At 56.7% G+C, this 17,481-nt stretch carries 14 protein-coding genes; 7 read left to right on the plus strand and 7 right to left on the minus strand.

Going from position 1 to position 17,481, the window contains the following annotated elements; genetic code table 11:
* Window position 1 precedes the first annotated feature (1 nt).
* Together AC0V6N_RS01630 and AC0V6N_RS01635 are read right to left on the minus strand one after the other, a co-directional pair.
* Window positions 2-874 carry a hypothetical protein gene (locus tag AC0V6N_RS01630; protein ID WP_486169851.1) on the minus strand — a complete coding sequence of 291 codons (873 nt, stop codon included), beginning with the start codon at window positions 872-874 and terminating at the stop codon, window positions 2-4.
* Window positions 874-3,270: a cyclic nucleotide-binding domain-containing protein gene (locus AC0V6N_RS01635; RefSeq protein ID WP_486172404.1), complete on the minus strand. Its 2,397-nt coding sequence runs from the start codon at window positions 3,268-3,270 to the stop codon at window positions 874-876. The genes AC0V6N_RS01630 and AC0V6N_RS01635 overlap by 1 nt, the downstream gene beginning before the upstream one ends.
* A gap of 119 nt (window positions 3,271-3,389) precedes the next feature.
* On the opposite strand from AC0V6N_RS01635, the gene AC0V6N_RS01640 reads away from it, so the two are divergent.
* The gene (locus AC0V6N_RS01640) at window positions 3,390-4,409 is read left to right on the plus strand and encodes a tetratricopeptide repeat protein (RefSeq protein ID WP_486169852.1); all 1,020 of its coding nucleotides are present in this window, start codon (window positions 3,390-3,392) and stop codon (window positions 4,407-4,409) included.
* A 74-nt stretch (window positions 4,410-4,483) separates the two neighbouring features.
* Here AC0V6N_RS01640 and gdhA read toward each other — a convergent pair whose 3' ends face one another.
* Together gdhA and AC0V6N_RS01650 are read right to left on the minus strand one after the other, a co-directional pair.
* Window positions 4,484-5,839: an NADP-specific glutamate dehydrogenase gene (gene gdhA, locus AC0V6N_RS01645; RefSeq protein ID WP_486169853.1), complete on the minus strand. Its 1,356-nt coding sequence runs from the start codon at window positions 5,837-5,839 to the stop codon at window positions 4,484-4,486.
* A 66-nt stretch (window positions 5,840-5,905) separates the two neighbouring features.
* Entirely contained in the window at window positions 5,906-6,244 is a 339-nt protein-coding gene (locus AC0V6N_RS01650; protein ID WP_486169854.1) for a tRNA-binding protein, read from the minus strand.
* Between the two features lie 72 nt (window positions 6,245-6,316).
* Between AC0V6N_RS01650 and AC0V6N_RS01655 the strand changes: the two genes are divergently transcribed.
* From AC0V6N_RS01655 to acs, 6 genes are read left to right on the plus strand one after another with little or no spacing between them, the layout of a single operon-like run.
* Entirely contained in the window at window positions 6,317-6,796 is a 480-nt protein-coding gene (locus AC0V6N_RS01655) for a (2Fe-2S)-binding protein (RefSeq protein ID WP_486169855.1), read from the plus strand.
* Between the two features lie 3 nt (window positions 6,797-6,799).
* Window positions 6,800-9,049: a xanthine dehydrogenase family protein molybdopterin-binding subunit gene (locus tag AC0V6N_RS01660; RefSeq protein ID WP_486169856.1), complete on the plus strand. Its 2,250-nt coding sequence runs from the start codon at window positions 6,800-6,802 to the stop codon at window positions 9,047-9,049.
* 31 nt (window positions 9,050-9,080) lie between these two features.
* The gene (locus AC0V6N_RS01665) at window positions 9,081-9,545 is read left to right on the plus strand and encodes a c-type cytochrome (protein ID WP_486169857.1); all 465 of its coding nucleotides are present in this window, start codon (window positions 9,081-9,083) and stop codon (window positions 9,543-9,545) included.
* Between the two features lie 19 nt (window positions 9,546-9,564).
* Complete coding sequence (locus AC0V6N_RS01670; RefSeq protein ID WP_486169858.1) at window positions 9,565-10,509, plus strand: XdhC family protein; 945 nt, start codon at window positions 9,565-9,567, stop codon at window positions 10,507-10,509.
* Window positions 10,502-11,119 carry a nucleotidyltransferase family protein gene (locus AC0V6N_RS01675; protein WP_486169859.1) on the plus strand — a complete coding sequence of 206 codons (618 nt, stop codon included), beginning with the start codon at window positions 10,502-10,504 and terminating at the stop codon, window positions 11,117-11,119. The genes AC0V6N_RS01670 and AC0V6N_RS01675 overlap by 8 nt, the downstream gene beginning before the upstream one ends.
* 3 nt (window positions 11,120-11,122) lie before the next feature.
* Window positions 11,123-13,060, plus strand: coding sequence for an acetate--CoA ligase (gene acs / locus AC0V6N_RS01680; protein WP_486169860.1), 1,938 nt, complete (start codon window positions 11,123-11,125; stop codon window positions 13,058-13,060).
* Window positions 13,061-13,067: 7 nt separating this feature from the next.
* Here the strand turns inward: acs and AC0V6N_RS01685 are convergent, their stop codons facing one another.
* Genes AC0V6N_RS01685 through AC0V6N_RS01695 form a run of 3 tightly spaced genes read right to left on the minus strand, consistent with a single transcriptional unit; the run spans window position 13,068 to window position 17,360 of the window.
* Window positions 13,068-14,546: a TolC family protein gene (locus AC0V6N_RS01685; RefSeq protein WP_486169861.1), complete on the minus strand. Its 1,479-nt coding sequence runs from the start codon at window positions 14,544-14,546 to the stop codon at window positions 13,068-13,070.
* Complete coding sequence (locus AC0V6N_RS01690) at window positions 14,530-15,582, minus strand: HlyD family secretion protein (RefSeq protein ID WP_486169862.1); 1,053 nt, start codon at window positions 15,580-15,582, stop codon at window positions 14,530-14,532. Before AC0V6N_RS01690 ends, AC0V6N_RS01685 begins: the two co-directional genes overlap by 17 nt.
* Window positions 15,579-17,360 carry an ABC transporter transmembrane domain-containing protein gene (locus AC0V6N_RS01695; protein ID WP_486169863.1) on the minus strand — a complete coding sequence of 594 codons (1,782 nt, stop codon included), beginning with the start codon at window positions 17,358-17,360 and terminating at the stop codon, window positions 15,579-15,581. The genes AC0V6N_RS01690 and AC0V6N_RS01695 overlap by 4 nt, the downstream gene beginning before the upstream one ends.
* Window positions 17,361-17,481 lie beyond the last annotated feature (121 nt).

Consider the following 17,481-nt stretch of genomic DNA (forward strand, 5'->3'; position numbering starts at 1 on the left):
CTCACCAATAATAAAACACGCTCACGACATGCGCGAGCAGTGCGGCGAGCAATGCAATTGTCGCCGGGATATGGATGAAGAGCCACACTTCGAGAAGCGCCCGAATGCGAAGGTGGCGGCGGATTTGGCCGAGCTGGTCAGCGCGTTTTTGTAAGAGAACATGCACGCGTTCTTCGGGACCATCAGTCCCCCCAACGGCTGCGGCTACACCGCGCAGCGCTTTGTTGGTTTTGCAACCCGGATAGGCATTGAACAACCGCGCGAAAACGCCGCCGTAAAACACGTCCTGACCCAGTGCATCGATCACCAGATCAGACTGCGCGCGGTCCAATGGCTGCGCTGCACTTTCCAATTGCCGGTCAAGCGCAGTCAACGCCTCCAGCATTTGCGCGCGGGTCATTTCATTGCGGTTGGAGGAGAGCGTGCTGGGCAAAGTCGCATAGACAATCACCCCATAAATGCCCGTGATGATCACGAGCATCATAAGCACATAGGCCAGCGTGTGCACGTTCCAGCCGATTTGAAATCCGGTATGGAGCGTGCCGACAACGATCAGCGCAAGGCCGAGATAGACATGCGCCGAAGTCCAGCCCTTCAGGCTCCAAGCGCCTGTGGTCATTTTGCGTTTGCGCACTCCGAGTAGCGAGAGCCAGACGATCAGCACCAGTCCGATTGTGCCAAGCGTATAGCCATACCAGCTGCCGCCATTGGGGCGCGGCTCTTGGTCAATCATCGCATAGCCAAGCCCGCTAACGATGCAGAGGATCAGCGCCAACCATAGATAGCGGAACTTCTTGTGCTTCAGAAAGCTGACATGATCGGCATTGCGCCGCGCTTCATCCTGCTTGAAGCGATTATTGGGGACGCTAGCCATTATTCGACGTCCTCTGTCAGCTTCGTGAAGGTCAGGAATTTGTCGGGCGATACGCGGATTGCAGCGCCCGTTGGGCACGCGCGCACGCAGGCTGGGCCGCCATCGATGCCCGAACACATATCACATTTGATCGCCTGTTTCGGCTGCTCAGGATCGCCATTTTCTTTGCGCCATTTATACGATGCCTCGCCCGGTCCCGGTCCGCTGCCGAAAAATAGCCATTTCAATAGTGACGGCTTTTCCGGCGGTTTCGGATCCATTCGGATTACGCCGTAAGGGCAATTGCGTTGGCAATTTCCGCAGCCAATGCAGGTGTCGTCAATCACGACTTCGCCATCAGGTCCGCGCTTGATCGCATTGGGAGGACAATCGGCCATGCAGTGAGGATGTTCGCAGTGGCGGCATGACGTCGGCACGTGCAAATGTGCATAAGTGCGGCCCGCTTCACGGTCCAAACGCGACAGCCCCTCATGCGCATCGGCACAGGCGCGCTCACAATTATCACAACCAATACAAAGCTTTTCGTCGATCAGCAGGACATCGGTTGCCTCGCCAAGTCCTTCATCAACGAGGAATTGCGCAGTTTCCGAATAGAGATCGACTGCGCCCGAAAACTCATCCTTGCGGCTTTCGATAAAGGCGTTGGTTTTGCGCCGCCCGTCCATTTCCTTCAGCGCTTTCTCACGCAAGGTTGGATTGCGATCGAGCAATGCGGCGAACTCTTCTCCCGGCAATCGAATAGCTTCGGCCTTGATCGCAGCCTTCACTGTGGCTGTGCGCGAAGAGCCATCAATTGCGGCCATTTCGCCCACATAACTTCCAGCGGGAAGGTAGGACAGGAAGACGGGTTTCTCGCCAATCTGCTTTTCAACAATCATCGACCCGCGTCGGATGATGTAGACCTCTTTGTCGTCATCGCCCTCTTGAATGAGGACCTGACCAGCCTTCACGTCCATCACTTCAGCCGCCTCAACGAGGGGCGCGATGTCTTGGGGTGTCAGACCTGACCCGAACATTTGCAACAATTGCCGTTCCACTGCGATCCGGTTCACCGCTTCTGCGGCTTCAGGCGAAGTCGCGATCAATTTCAGCGCTGCGTTGCGAGCCAACTCAATCGCCACCACTGGCTCAGCCGCACGAACAGTTGAGCCGCGACGACGGCCTGAAATCAGACCAACCTCGCCAAAGATCGAGCCCTGCTCAATCGGTACGGTGATGGAAGGATCGTTTGGATTGATCTCAACCGCAACGGATCCTTGCGCGATGGTGAAAAGTGAGGAACCCGGCTCATTACGCCGAAAAATCACATCGCCTGCATCATAAGAATGGACGGTGGAATCGAGCATCAACTCGCGCAATTGTAGCGAGGAAAGCCCGCTGAACACCGCGACATTCCCGCCAAATACATCGAGCCAATGTTCAACCGAATGGTCGCCGGGAAGAGGAGCGAATTTGGCTTGCAGAATTGGTTCATCAGCGGGTTTTAGGTCACTGTTTCCATTGATGAACTCAATGACATCATAACCCTGATTCATGCAGTGCTTGATCAGTGGATAGCCCGCCAAAGCGCCAATTACATGGATACCGGGATTGGTCGATTCAAATGCGGGAGTGAGCTTTGGAAAGGCGCTGCGCTCCTCGCTTGTGAACTCGATCCCCATCGATTCCACAAACTTGCGTGGCGGCTGCGAACCGGTGCGAGCGATGATCCGGTCGCATTTGATCGTCTCTTCGCCATCACGCGTTTCGAGGACAAGTTCGCCATCTTTTACTTCAGCAGGCGAAGTCTCGCGCCGGACGCTAATCCGGCCATCTTGCTCAGCCTCTTCCAGCAAAGAGACATTGGCCGCTTTCGCGCGGGCAAAGCTATCGCGGCGATTGAGTATAGTGACGACATTGCGCTGCGCGTCATCGGCGGCAAGGCCTAGCGCGTTTTCAATCCCTGCATCGCCGGAACCAACGACGGTGATATGCTCGTCAAAATACTCGCCGGGATCATCGAGCTGATATTGGATCATCTCATGTTCTGAGCCAGGGCAACGCAACATGTTGGGGTTGCCCTGCGTCCCGATGGCGATAACGATGGTTTCAGCTTTCACACTCTCGCCATTCTTCAGGCCAATCGTGAAATTGCCTTTTTCGCCTTCGACCTTGTTGACCTCTGCATTGTATTTGACGTTGACCTTGTGGCCTTCGGTTTGTTCGTCCCAAATACCGAGGATCGTTTCACGCTTGCCAGCGTCGAAATCCATATCTGATCTGAGCACCAGATTGGACGGCGTCGCCATGACGTGCTTGCCCTTCTGGTATTTGAAAATCGTGTCCGACAGGTGATCTGTCTTTTCGAGCAGCACATGCGGAATGCCCAGCGCGGCGGCACGGCCAGCAGCACTCATCCCGGCGGGGCCGGAGCCAACTATGGCGACTTTATACAAATCCCCCAATCTATCCCCCCCTTTGGATAGATTTCACACTCCCTCACCATAGAGAAAGTGCATCTTAATGCCAGAGAGAATTGCTGTTTTCTGCACTGGTTGCTAGTGAAAAACGCATGGGATCAGGTGCAAATAATTCGACTATGGATGCAAACCAAGAATCTTCGGGCTCAAAAGCCGGATGGATATTGCTCGGCGCTGCTGCGGTTCTTGCCGCAGGCTCGGTTGGTTACAATGTCTATGGCAGCAGCGACGGTGACGAATCGATTGAAGTCGCCAGTGATGGTGCGCCGTCAATGGAATCTCTTCGCGCGGCAGCGGAAGGTTCCGATGATGATGCGGGCCCTTGGGCGGAGCTGGGATTTGCGCATTATGAGCGCGGTGAATTTGCCGAAGCCGCAGCTGCTTATGAGAAAGCGATAGAGATCGATCCAAGCGAGGCGGCTCTTTGGTCAGCGCTTGGCGAGTTGATTGCCTACGCCGCGGACGCATCGGAAGCGGCGGCCAACCCACTGCCCCCAGAGGCGTTCGCAGCGTTTGAAAAAGCGTTAGAACTTGACCCAAGTGACCCGCGTGCGCGCTACTTTGCCGCAGTGAAATTGGATTTGGAAGGCGATCACGACGGGGCGATTTCGGCCTGGCTGGCGCTGCTTTCGGACACACCACCCGGCGCGCCATGGGAAGCGTCCTTAATTCAGACCATCCAGCAGGTCGGCGCAATCAATGACATCGCAGTTGAAACGCGGATCGCCACGATTAACGGAGCGCGCGCGCCAGAAGTGCTGATCCCCGGTTCGGGCGAGGCAGCAGGTGATTCTGCATCGGCTAATGTCCGCGGGCCAACAGCTCAGCAAGTTGCCGATGCGAGCCGAATGACACCGGGTGAGCAGGATCAGATGGTCGCTGGAATGGTGGCTGGTCTCGAAGAACGGCTCGAAAATGAACCCGGCAATCTTGATGGTTGGGTGATGCTGATGCGCAGCCGAATGACCTTGGGCGAAACCGGCAAAGCGCGCGAAGCTTTGGCGAAAGCGGTCGCGGCAAATCCGGAAAACGCGGACGAGCTACGGCGTCAAGCAGCTCAACTCGGCATTCAGTAAGAACAATCGCGAGCAACGAAAAAGGGCGCCCCCGATAAGGGACGCCCTTTTTTCATTCGCTGATATGCGCGGGGTCAGACCACGCCGAACGCCAACATTGCGTCGGCGACTTTCTTGAAGCCGGCGATATTCGCACCTTTCACATAGTCGACATAGCCATCGCCTTGGTCGCCATATTCAGTGCATTTTTCGTGGATGCCTTCCATCAGATCGGTGAGCATGTCGCCCAGACGCTCTTGATTCCAGCTGATCCGCTCTGAGTTTTGGCTCATTTCGAGACCCGATACTGCAACGCCGCCAGCATTGGCCGCTTTGCCAGGACCGTACATGATCTTTGCATCGTGGAAGACTTTCACACCGTCGAGCGTGGTTGGCATATTGGCGCCTTCGGAGACGCCTTTACAGCCATTGCTCACCAGCGTTTTCGCTTCGTCTTCGTTGAGTTCGTTTTGCGTTGCGCAAGGGAGAGCCAGGTCGCAGGCGATGCCCCAAGGACGCTTGCCCTCGTGGTATTCAGCGCCTTTGAACTCATCAACATATTCGGAGATCCGGCCACGCTTGACGGTTTTAAGGTGCTTTACCCAATCGATCTTTTCCTGATCGATGCCGTCTGGATCGTGAATGAAACCACCTGAATCGGACAGCGTCAAAACCTTGCCGCCCAATTGCGTGATTTTCTCCGCCGCATGGGTGGCGACATTGCCCGAGCCTGAAATCACAGCGCTATGACCTTCGACATCCATGCCTTGATGTTTGAGCATGTTGCGCAGGAAATAGACCGCGCCATAGCCGGTTGCTTCGGGTCGCATTTGCGATCCGCCATATTCCTGACCCTTGCCTGTCAGGACGCCTTCCCAACGATTGGTGAGGCGTTTGTACTGGCCGAACATATAGCCAATCTCGCGCCCGCCGACGCCAATATCGCCCGCGGGAACATCGGTGTTCGGGCCGATATGGCGATAGAGTTCAGACATGAAGCTTTGGCAGAAACGCATCACTTCGGCGTCAGATTTGCCGCGCGGATTGAAGTTTGCGCCACCTTTGCCGCCGCCCATAGGCAGGCCAGTAAGCGAGTTTTTGAAGGTCTGCTCAAAAGCGAGGAACTTCAAAACGCTTTCGGTCACGCTCGGGTGGAAACGGATGCCACCTTTGTAGGGACCGATTGCGTTGTTGTTCTGCACACGCCAGCCGCGCTGCACACGGATATTGTGATTGTCGTCTTCCCAGCAGACACGGAACGAAACGATGCGATCGGGCTCTGCAATGCGGCGCAGGATTTGCGCTTCGTGATATTCAACCTTGTCGGCCATGAATTCGTAGATGTCCTGCGCCACTTCGTGAACGGCTTGGATGAATTCAGTTTGCCCCGGATTGCGCTTTTTCACGCCTTCCATGAAAGTTTCTAGATCGACGTGATCGGATACGGCCATTGTGTTCTTCCCCCCATAGGAACCCAAAAAATTTGAGGTAATGCAAAGCCTACGCGCGACACCGCTTCACATCAATCGCGCACCATCTGGCACAGTGAGATCGGGCGCGCATAGTACAATTGCGTCATCTTTGTCGGCAAAGCCAAGAACGAGCACTTCCGACATAAAAGGCCCAATTTGGCGCGGAGGGAAGTTCACCACTGCCATCACCGCGCGGCCAATCAGCGCATCTGGCGAGTAGTGATCGGTGATTTGAGCGGAGCTTTTCTTCACCCCGACTTCCGGTCCAAAATCGACACGTAATTTGATCGCGGGCTTTCGCGCCTCAGGAAAAGGTTCGGCCTCCACTACGGTGCCTTTGCGAATATCGACTGCCAAAAAGTCATCGAATGTGATCTCAGCCATTGGCTCTTCCCAAAATGCAGCCCGTCGGATAAATTGCGAAGTGCAACCGACACCATCTGCGGGGAATTATCAATGGCGAGTTTTATCTTGAACGGGCAACCGGTGGAGGTGGAAGCTGATCCAGCTATGCCGATCCTTTGGGTCGTGCGTGAGAAACTCGGCATGTCGGGGACCAAATTTGGCTGCGGAATTGCTCAATGTGGAGCTTGTACCGTGCATCTGGACGGAACGCCCGTGCGCTCATGCTCGACCGCAGTGTCACAGGCCGAAGGGCGCGAGATTACGACCATCGAAGGTGTTGGTGGGCCGGACGGTGAATTGAGCAAGGTTCAGCAAGCCTGGGTCAGCGAGCAAGTCCCCCAATGCGGATATTGCCAATCGGGCCAGATCATGAGCGCAACAGCTCTGCTTCGCGACAAACCCAACCCAAGCGATGATGACATTGATGCAGCGATGTCGGGCAATATCTGCCGCTGTGGCACATACACTCGCATTCGGCGCGCAATCAAAGTTGCCGCCGGGCAGGTTAATCCGCGTGAAGAGGAGGCTTGATCCATGAACGATATGTCTCCTGAGAAACAAGAGCGTTCAAAATTGGGCAAATGGAGCCGCCGCGGATTTATTGGCGCTGGCGTGCTTGCTGGCGGTGGCTTGCTGATTGGTATCGGCGTGCGTCCTGGCAATCCGATTGACAGCCTTGCGCCAAAGGTTGCGGGCGCGGGCGAAGAACTGATCAACAGCTGGGTCAAGATCGACGCCAACAATATCGTCACAGCCATCGTCCCGCATTGCGAGATGGGGCAGGGCGCGCATTCTGTGCTTGGCCAAATGCTCGCAGATGAGCTGGACGCAGACTGGGATAATGTTCGCGTGATGCAAGCGCCCGCTGACGGCAGCTATGTTGTCACGGACACGGCGCGAATGTTCTTGGCACCGTTTACGTTGAATGCGGCTGACTGGATTGAGCCAACTTGGAATGGCCTGTTCACTCAAATGGCCAGAGCCGCTGACGCAATGATCACCGGCGGGTCATCCTCAATCCGCACCACCGGACAATTCTCAATGCGCATCGCAGGTGCGGCTGCGCGGAAGATGCTCGTTGGCGCAGCGGCAGACAGTTGGGGCGTGCCAGCGGCAGAGATCGTGACGCGCGACAGCACACTTATTCACGAAGCCTCTGGTAAATCTGCGCCTTATTCAGAGTTTGCATCCGCTGCCGCTGAACAGCCCATGGATCAATCGCCAACACTGAAAACGCGCGATCAATACCGTTTGATGGGCCGTAGCAAAGCGCGAACGGACATCCCTGCGAAAATCAACGGCACTGCCGAATTCGGCATAGATGCCGAGCCTGAAGGGCTCGACCTGACCTATGCGGCTGTCATTCGTCCGCCTGTTCCCGGAACCACAGTGACCAGCATGGATGCAAGCCGTGCTGAAGGTATGGGCGGCGTGCTGCAAATCCTAAACATGGGCAGTTTCGTCGCCGTAGTGGCGGATAGCTATTGGCAAGCACAACAGGCGGTGAACACGGTTCAGATTGAGTGGAGCCAGTCCGATAGTCCTGTGAAAACGATGGACGATCAGTTCGCCATCTTTGCAGCGGCGCTAGACGCAGCAGGCGAAACGGGCGGCGAAGAAGCGGCAGCAAAAGGCAATGTGCAAGACGCGCTGGGCAATGCTGCGACCAAAATCGATGCTGAATACAAAGCGCCCTATTTGGCCCATGCGCCGATGGAGCCGCTGAATTGCACCGCTCATGTAGCGGATGGCAAATGCGACATTTGGACAAGCACGCAGGTGCCCTTGATGGCGCGCAGCGCTGTTGCTGAAACGCTGGGTCTGGGCGCGGATGATGTGGTGATCCATCACCCTTATCTGGGCGGCGCATTTGGGCGCAGGCTTGGCGCAGAATATGTCTCTATGGCAGCGCGTGTTGCACAGGCGACCGGCTATCCTGTGAAGCTTATCTGGAGCCGCGAGGAAGACACGCAAAAAGCGCTTTACCGTTGCGCAGACCAGTGCCGCATGCGCGCCGGTCTGGATGAGAGCGGATCGCTGATCGCGTATGACAGCGTCTTCACTCAGCGCCATGATCCAGCGGAGGCCTGCATCCCTGCAATCTATGACATCGCCAATACGTCCATTCGCGTGGCGGAGGCGGAACTGCATTTGCCTTTCCAAGCATGGCGTTCCGTTGACCATTCTCAGCAGAGCTTTTTCATTGAGAGCTTCATCGACGAAGCCGCGCATGCAGGCGGCAAAGATCCGCTCGAATTTCGCCTTGCCATGTTGAACAACTCCCCGCGCCACAAAGCGGTATTGGAAAAAGTGGGTGAGATGAGCGGCTGGCACGCTGTGCGCGAAGGTGACGTCCATATGGGCGTTGCCATCGTTGAAAGCTTCGGCACGATCGTCGCTGAGGTGATTGCGGTCGATATGGCGTCCGGCAAGCCTGAGATTACCGGCATTTGGGCCGCGTGCGATGCGGGCTATGTGATGAATCCCGATGGATTTAGAAACCAGATCGAAGGCGGCATCGTCTTTGGTCTGACCGCAGCCATGTATGGTGAGTTGGAGCTGAAAGACGGCGCCATCGTCCAAAGCAATTTCCACGACTACAAAATGCTCCGGATGAACGAGGTGCCATCGATTGAAGTGGCCATCATCAATAGCGGCGATGTGCCAGTGGGCGGCGCGGGTGAGCCTGGCTTGCCGCCCGCAGCGCCAGCGCTTGCCAATGCGATCTTTGCCGCAACTGGCACGCGCCTTCGTGAACTGCCGATTGCCAAGCAGTTCGCATAAGGCTGCACATCAAGGTTTGAGGGGACTATTTATGCGCAATCAGGCGGTGCTCACCGCAGGGCTTTTGACAGTGCTCGTGACGGCTTGCGGATCATCGGAACAACCACAAGTGGTGGAACAGATCGTGGTGCGAGAGCCTGGCGAAGCGGCCCCTGCAGCTGCAGCTCAGACTGGCGATGCGGCGATTGATTTGGTTGCGATGGGCGAAGACGCTTTTCAGCGCTGTGCGGGCTGCCATGTCATCGAAGCGGGCGCATCTTCGACGGCTGGCCCGAACCTGCACGGCGTCGTTGGCCGTGTCGCAGGCGGCCTCGAAGGCTATCCTTATTCCGAAGCGCTCGAGGCGGCGAATATGACTTGGGATGAGGTCAATCTTGACCGCTATCTTGCTGATCCAGATGGCACCGTGCCGGGAACAGACATGCTGGCTGGCACCGTGGGTGATGCGGATACGCGCGCGGCCATTATCGCTTACCTCGCTGCACAAAGTGAGTAGGCGGGGCGCTTAACCGGCTGTGGACCTCAACCAAGTTTGCCAATTTCTGCATGAGGCAGCGCTGCGGGGCGAATCTTGTGTGCTCGTCACGGTCTGCGCGGTAGAGGGCTCTTCGATGCGCGGTCCCGGCACAGTCATGGGCATATGCGCTGATGGAAGCTTTGCAGGCTCGCTCTCAGGCGGCTGCATTGAAAACGCTGTTGTTGCAGAAGCTCTTGAGGCTTTGATAGCTGGCGCCACGCGCGTCGTGCGTTTTGGGGCTGGATCACCTTATCTTGATATCAAGCTGCCGTGTGGGGGCGGGCTTGATCTGCACTTCGCGCCGATGGGTGCAGGTGAGACCGCGTCTGCATGCCTAAATTCACTGCGCGAGCGTGCACCATTTTCAATCTCGGTCAATTCAGAGGGCGCTCAGCACGTGGACGGTTGGCGGGCGTCGAATTTTGAACCCGCAAGCGCCGAAGGCGTATTTGGCCATTGGCCGGGGCCGCGATTGCAGATCATCGGGCACGGTGCGGGTTTGCAGGCGCTTGCCATGCAAGCGCGAACCCTTGGTTGTTCCACACATATACTGACCCCGGATGAGCGTATCATTGCGGCGCTTGAGGAAGAGGGGATCGGCGCTGAATTGCTCAAGAGGGTCGATCAAACTGACCACGTTGTTGGCGACCCCTGGACCGCCACCATCTTCCTCTTCCACGATCACGATTGGGAGATTGAGCTGATGGCTCGAGCATTCGAACTGCCGCATTTCTACCTCGGCGCAATGGGCGGGCGAAAGGCACATGCATTTCGTTGTGAGGCATTAAAGAGGCGCGGCATTACCGACGATCAACTCGCGACTATCCACGCCCCGATTGGCCTATTCCATTCTTCTCGCGATCCACAAACGCTCGCGCTTTCAACGCTGGCAGAAGTGATCCGCACCTATCAGAACACGGACTTCGAGGCCGCCCTTGCTTGACCTGCGAATTGGCGTGGCCGTCCTTGCCGCTGGCTCCTCGCAGCGATTTGGCGAGGAGGATAAGCTCGCTCAAGTCTTTCGCGGCGCGCCCCTAGGCGAACATACGGTGTGTGCGATCCCGCGCGAGATGTTTTCAAATGCTTGGGTGATCAGCTCACAGCCGAGTCATCAATGCGAACCAGCTTGGCGCGAAAGTCGTTTTGAAGTCGTTACGAACCCCGATGCGGCATTGGGAATGGGCACATCGGTTGCTCTCGTGGCTCAGCTGGCAACCGAGGCAAAGTGCGATGGCTTGCTGATTGCGCTTGCCGATATGCCGCTGGTCCCACGCGCTCATTTCGAAGTGCTTGTACAGACTCACATTGAAGGAGCTTCCATTGCTGTTTCAGCCAAAGAAGCCGCCAGAATGCCGCCCGCGATCTTCGACGCGGCGTCCTTTGAAGACCTTAGGAATTGTACCGCAGACAAGGGCGCCCGGTCGCTGATCCGCACAGGTTACGTGACGCCTTGCCCACCTGAGTGGTTGATCGACATTGATACGCCTGATGACCTCAGAAAATATGGACAGGATGGCGCGCGCGCCTCTACATCTGATCCAAAGGGAGACTAACCAATGAGCGACTTCGTGAAGCGCCCACAAACAACGAGAGCCGCAGCACGTGAGACCCATTGTACAGCGGAGCAATATTCCGCGATGTATGATCGCTCTATCGCTGATCCCGACGGCTTTTGGCTTGAGCAATCCGAGCGGCTCGATTGGATGCAGAAACCATCGAAGGGTGGTGACTGGTCCTACGATCCGGTTGGCATTGAATGGTTCGCTGATGGCACAACCAATCTGTGTCATAATGCGGTCGACAGGCACTTGGTCGAACGCGGCGATCAGACCGCAATCATTTTTGAACCCGACGACCCCGCAACTCCATCGCGCTCGCTCAGCTATGCGCAGCTCTTTGCCGAAGTGGTGGAGATGGCCAACGCGCTCAAAGCCATCGGCGCGACAAAGGGTGATCGGGTAACGATCTATATGCCCAACATCGTGGAGGGCGTGACCGCGATGCTCGCCTGCGCGCGGCTGGGCGCGATCCATTCCGTTGTGTTTGGCGGCTTTTCTCCCGAAGCGCTGGCGGGACGGATCACCGATTGCGAAAGCCGGTTTGTTGTGACCGCAGATGAAGGTTTGCGGGGGACTAAGAGCGTGCCCCTCAAAGCCAATGTTGATGCCGCATTGGAGCGTGAAGGTGTCGCGGTAGAGGGCGTACTTGTTGTCCAGCACACGGGCTTGGGCGTGCCCATGGTGGACGGGCGCGACCATTGGTTTCACGACGTTAAATCCGATGCCGATGTCGCTTGCGAAGTGATGCAGGCGGAAGAGCCGCTATTTATTCTCTACACCTCAGGGTCGACCGGAAAGCCCAAAGGCGTCCTGCACACGACCGGTGGCTATGGCGTTTGGACGGCGACCACATTCAACTACATTTTCGACTATATGCCGGGCGAGATTTTCTGGTGCACCGCCGATATTGGCTGGGTCACTGGGCACAGCTATCTTGTCTATGGGCCGCTGCTGAACGGGGCCACCAGCCTCGTCTTTGAAGGCGTGCCCAACTATCCAGACTTTGGACGGTTCTGGGACGTTGTGGCAAAGCACAAGGTCAATATCCTCTACACCGCGCCTACCGCGATCCGCGCTTTGATGCGTGAAGGCGATGAGTTTGTGACCAGTCGTGATCGCTCTTCGCTGCGTTTGCTGGGGTCAGTGGGTGAGCCGATTAATCCCGAGGCATGGCGCTGGTATCACGATGTTGTGGGTGAGGGGCGCTGCCCAATCATCGACACTTGGTGGCAGACCGAAACCGGTGGCTGTATGATCACCACTTTGCCCGGGGCGCACGACATGAAACCCGGCAGCGCCGGCTTGCCCATGTTCGGCATTCGTCCGCAATTGGTCGACAACGGGGGGGCTGTTTTGGAAGGGGCAACCGATGGCAATCTGTGCATTACGCATAGCTGGCCGGGCCAAGCGCGCAGCGTCTATGGCGATCATGAACGCTTCGTGCAGACCTATTTCTCAACCTACAAAGGCAAGTATTTCACCGGCGACGGGTGCAAGCGCGACGCCGATGGCTATTATTGGATCACGGGCCGCGTCGATGATGTCATAAACGTATCGGGCCACCGGATGGGAACAGCCGAAGTAGAGAGCGCGCTTGTCCTGCACGATCTTGTCGCAGAGGCTGCGGTGGTGGGCTATCCGCACGATATCAAAGGGCAGGGCATCTATTGCTATGTTACCTTGAATGCAGGCGAGGAAGGTTCAGACGATCTTTATGCTGAGCTACGCGCGCATGTTCGCAAAGAAATTGGCCCGATCGCGACGCCCGACCATATCCAGTTCACCGATGGTCTGCCCAAAACGCGCTCTGGCAAGATTATGCGGCGCATTCTGCGCAAAGTGGCTGAGAACGATTACGGGGCTTTGGGTGACACCTCGACCTTGGCTGATCCCTCTTTGGTCGACCGACTGATCGAGGGTCGTCAAAACACCTGAGGCTTGCTTATTCGAGGCCTAGTTCAGCAAGGTTCATTGTTGCTGCATTGTAGCTTGCAGTGGCCAGCCGCCCGCGCAGCTCAGCTCGGATCTGGCGGATGCGCGCATCCGCCGCGCTTTCTTCGCGCAAATTCACTAGGAAGAAATCGCCTGCTCCCAGTGAAAAGCGACGCCGCTCTGCTGTGACCATTGTGTTCGCCTGAATGACTTCATCCTCTGCCAAATCGGCAAGGCGTAGGGCTGCATTGAGGTTGGCGAGGATATTGTCGAGCTCGACCTCGATCTGATCTGCAACACGCCGTTCGCGCAGTTCAATCTCGCGCAGTTCGGCCTCTGCGCGTTGCAATCGCCCACGTGCCTCGCGCCGCTGCAGGGGAACAGTGAATGTGACGCCGACAACCGTATCGGTCGAATCAAACGTTTGCCCGCCATCACCAATCCCGCCAAAGTCCCGGCTGAGTTCAACGCTCAGATTTAGCTGCGGTTGCAGATCATTCTGCCTCAGCGCGACCTTGTTCTCAGCGCGTTGAATGGCGAGCTGAAAGTTCTGCAATTCAGGCCTATTCTCCAGAATATCGCTACGCCGCTGCGCGATCAGCGATTGCATATCGGGAAGGCCAATGAGGCTGTCCAGCTCAGGCAGATTTTGCCGCGTGGGAACGATCATCTCTCCGTTTGAAGCGCGTAGATAATAGCTGAGCGAGTTTGCCGCCGTTTCGAAATTGCGCTGCGCCTCTGCCAAAAGAGTGCGTCTACGAATGACATTTTGCTCATTCTCAGTCAGCGCGATGCGCGGCGACGCCCCTTCGCGGACTTGGCGCGAAATACCGATGGTTCGTGCTTCTGCGATTTCCAGCAGCTCTTCATAAACCCGAATTTCGCGGCCCGCTGCGACCCAACGCCAATAGGCTTTGAGCGCTTCGTGCTGCACGTTCAACTGTACCAGCACCACATCCAACTGCGCTTGGCCCGCAGCAAGCTGCGTGTCGCTGACGTTGAAACGGCGCTGGTCTATTCGGCGATTGCGTAGCAGCGATAGCAATCCTCCAACCTTAAACTCGCCCGCCTGATTGGTATTGTAGATGTTCTCATAAATTGGGAAACGCCCGTCGGACAGGCGGTAAGTGCCATACAGCTCCGCGCCCATGTCGGCGAGCGGTTGGCGCGCACCGACTTCGGCATAGCCGCCTGAAAATGTGCCTGTGACCCTGTCATAGGCCTCGCCTTTGAGAATCAAGTCAAATGCGCCGTCTGCGACCAATTGATCGCTGCGGGCAGCCGCTTCGCGTTCGAAGCTTTCAAGAATGCTGGGAAAGGTCAGCGCAGAGCTGCGCAAAACCTCGTCAGGCGTCAAAGGACCTTCGCTTAGCGCGACCTCAAGTGGATCTTCGAAGGGCGCAATGTCCTGCGCAAGCAAAGGAGGTGCGGCGAGGATAGCAGCGAGAATGACTGCAAAGGCGCGCATGGATCTAAGTGCCCGATCCATTGGCACTGGTCGCCTCTGTCACCTCAGGAGGAACCTCGGGTGGAAAATTGTTGAGTTGCCGCCAAAGCTCGTATCCCACTGGTACAGTGTCCAGCAAAATCCATGATCGCACCACCGTGCCAAAGCGGGCATAGCGATCCTGTGGCCATTGCTGTTCGGCGCTAGGGTCTTCGGCGATAAGCACGCGGAAACGGCCATCGGGTTGTGCCACCTGATCGACCGTCTTGACCACGCCAGGAAATGTTCCGATGGCGACAGACGGCCAGCCGCTAAATTGCACTGCTGGCCACCCTTCAAATTCAATCCGCGCCTTCTCACCAGGTTCAACAAGCGCCACATCGCGGCCATCAACGAAGATCTCGATCACGCGCTGCTGAGCTTCGGGAACGAAGGTCGCGAGAACTTGGCCAGAGCTCACATATGTAGCGGCGTCGCCTGCATTGATGCTTTGGATAAAGCCATCACGCGGGGCGACAACAAGCTGTTCGGATTGCCGAGCCAAATTGGTTTCAGTTCGCGCAAGGTTTGCCTGCGCTTCAGCCACACGGCCGCGCATTTCTTCCACTCTGATTTGCGCCTGTTCATAGTCGCGCCGCGCAGACAAGCCCGCCTGAAACAATTCCTGCATTCGCCGAAGATCAATTTCGGCCGTCGATTGTGCGTTTCGCGCTGCTTGCAGCTGGATTTCCACCTGCGCGCGCTCCGCCTCAAGGCGCTGAACCAAATTGGGGTCAATATCCGCAATCCGCGCGATGGGATCGCCCTTCTCAACGCGGCTGCCATCATTGACGAACCATTCTTCAATACGTCCAGAAACAAGCGCGTTGATCTCTTGCTGGCGCTCATTCGGGTTGAGGGTGGTCACGACGCCGCGTCCGCCGATGGTTTGCACCCATGGGGCATAGATCAGGAAGGCCAGCGTCAGCAGCGCAGCTATCAGAACCACGATGAAGACCGTGCGGAAAATCCTCGGCGTGCGAATGCTTTGAAGCGCAGTGAAATGAGCCATGTCGGCGGAGGGGCGAGCCACTGTCATTCTCCCACCGCGCTTGCTGGCTTGGCAGAAAGAAGCCTTGGGCCGCTTGGTTCCGCGGGCGGCTTGCTGTGAACGGCGGTGTAGAAGTCTTCGAACTTGTCAAAGTAGGTCTGCACCGTCGGCTCAAGATAAAGGAATTTATCAAACCCAAGATCAACCCGCCTGTTCGAGAAATAGATGACGGTCGAATAAGCTTGGCTGCGCAGCGCCGTGATGGCGCGGGCAAGGCTGTCTTCATCCAGCAGGTCAAAAAGGCGGCTGAGCACCAGGACGCGGGGCTGTTCGAGCAGCGCATTGGCGAGCTTCAATTGCTGCAATTCAACCTGACTGAGTGGATGGCCGGTCGAAGCGATGGGCGTATCAAGCCCCTTTTCGAAGCTGGAGATGGTATCGATCAGTCCCACACACTCAAGCGCGCCAACCATGCGTTTGCTCGCGGTATCAGGGCATGACAGACCCAAATATTCACGCACGGTCATACCCACAAAGCTGGGTCGCTCCAGTACGTGAACGGTGTTGCGAAGATTGTAGGTTTCGATGTCTTGGAAATCGACGCCGCCCAGCGTCAGAAAGCCCGAAGAGGGGCGCTCGTGCATTTTGAGCATATTGGTGAAAAGCCGCTGGACGCCGTGATCGCTGGCCGCTGCCATCACGATTGCGCCACTTGGGATTTCAAGATTGAATTGCCCTTCGCCGTGCCGCCCTGTTCCGCTGGCCCGTTTGAAAACCAGAGTATGGTCATCGCCGGCTAGCGGATTGTCGCCGCGCGGTTCTTCCTGCTCAACATCATAGAACAGCGAAATCTCCTCAATAGCTGCGCACAGGTCGTAAAAATACGTGAGATATGTGCCGAGCTGGGCGACGCCAAAGAAGGCAACCGAGAGCACCAGCTCTGCTGCAACCAATTGGCCGAGCGTCAATTGTCCTTGAATAACCAGCCAGCCGCCAAGGCCAAGCAGCGCCGCACTCGCGCCTGCATAGAGCAGTAGAAAAGCAATGGTTTGTGCGAAGTGCTGCCGGAAATGACGCTTTCGCTGATCAATGTAGCCGTGCGTGAATTCATCGGTGCGGTTCAGCGCATAATCAACGCGGCGTTGCGATTTGAAGAAGCCGTTCGACCCGCCCACCGTCTCCAGCCAATTGGCGGTGTTGTGTTTGGCATGAGAGAGGTCGATCCCCGTGCGCACGGCACGCGCCCCCCATACTAGCCAGATCACCCAGATCAGCGCTGACATCACTAGGGTAAAAACCATGAACAGCGGGTGGTAAAGCGACACGAGCACAAAGCCGACCGCAACCTGTAGCACCACCGAAAACCCGCCAATGAAAAGGACGGGGATCGCCTTTTGGACGATCATCACGTCGAAATAGCGGTTAAACAGTGCGTTAGACTTGCGATCTGCGAAAAAGGGGTCTTGTGCGTAGACTGAGAGCAACGAAATTTCCGCCACCATCCGCGCGTAGAAACGGCGCGCAAACAGCTCCATCAGATGGATGCGAAGCGCATAAAGCAGACCGAAAATGATGAGCAGTCCAAACAATGTCAGCGACAGCATCACCAAAGGCGCAGCAAGGGCTGTGTTGGCGACTGTATTCACCAGCATCTGAACTGAAATCGGCGTTGCCAGGGACAGCAAGCTGATCCCGACCCCATAGACAACGGCGAGCCAATAAAAGCTCCGCTCGGGCCTCAATATCTCGAAGAAGCGCCGAAAGAACTGCGCAAGCGAGATGCGCGATCCGTATGTGTCGTTTTCAAGTGCCATGGTCGCAGGCATTCGCCGTCCACTTTAGCAGATTGAGGTTGCCACCAGCATTGCTGAACCGGCATCCCAAACCGGCCTTGCAGGGTCGTGGCAACCTGCAGGGATAAAGCGAGTACGCTTGAAGCTGGGCTAG

The organism is Erythrobacter sp. S57(2025), from assembly GCF_057365055.1.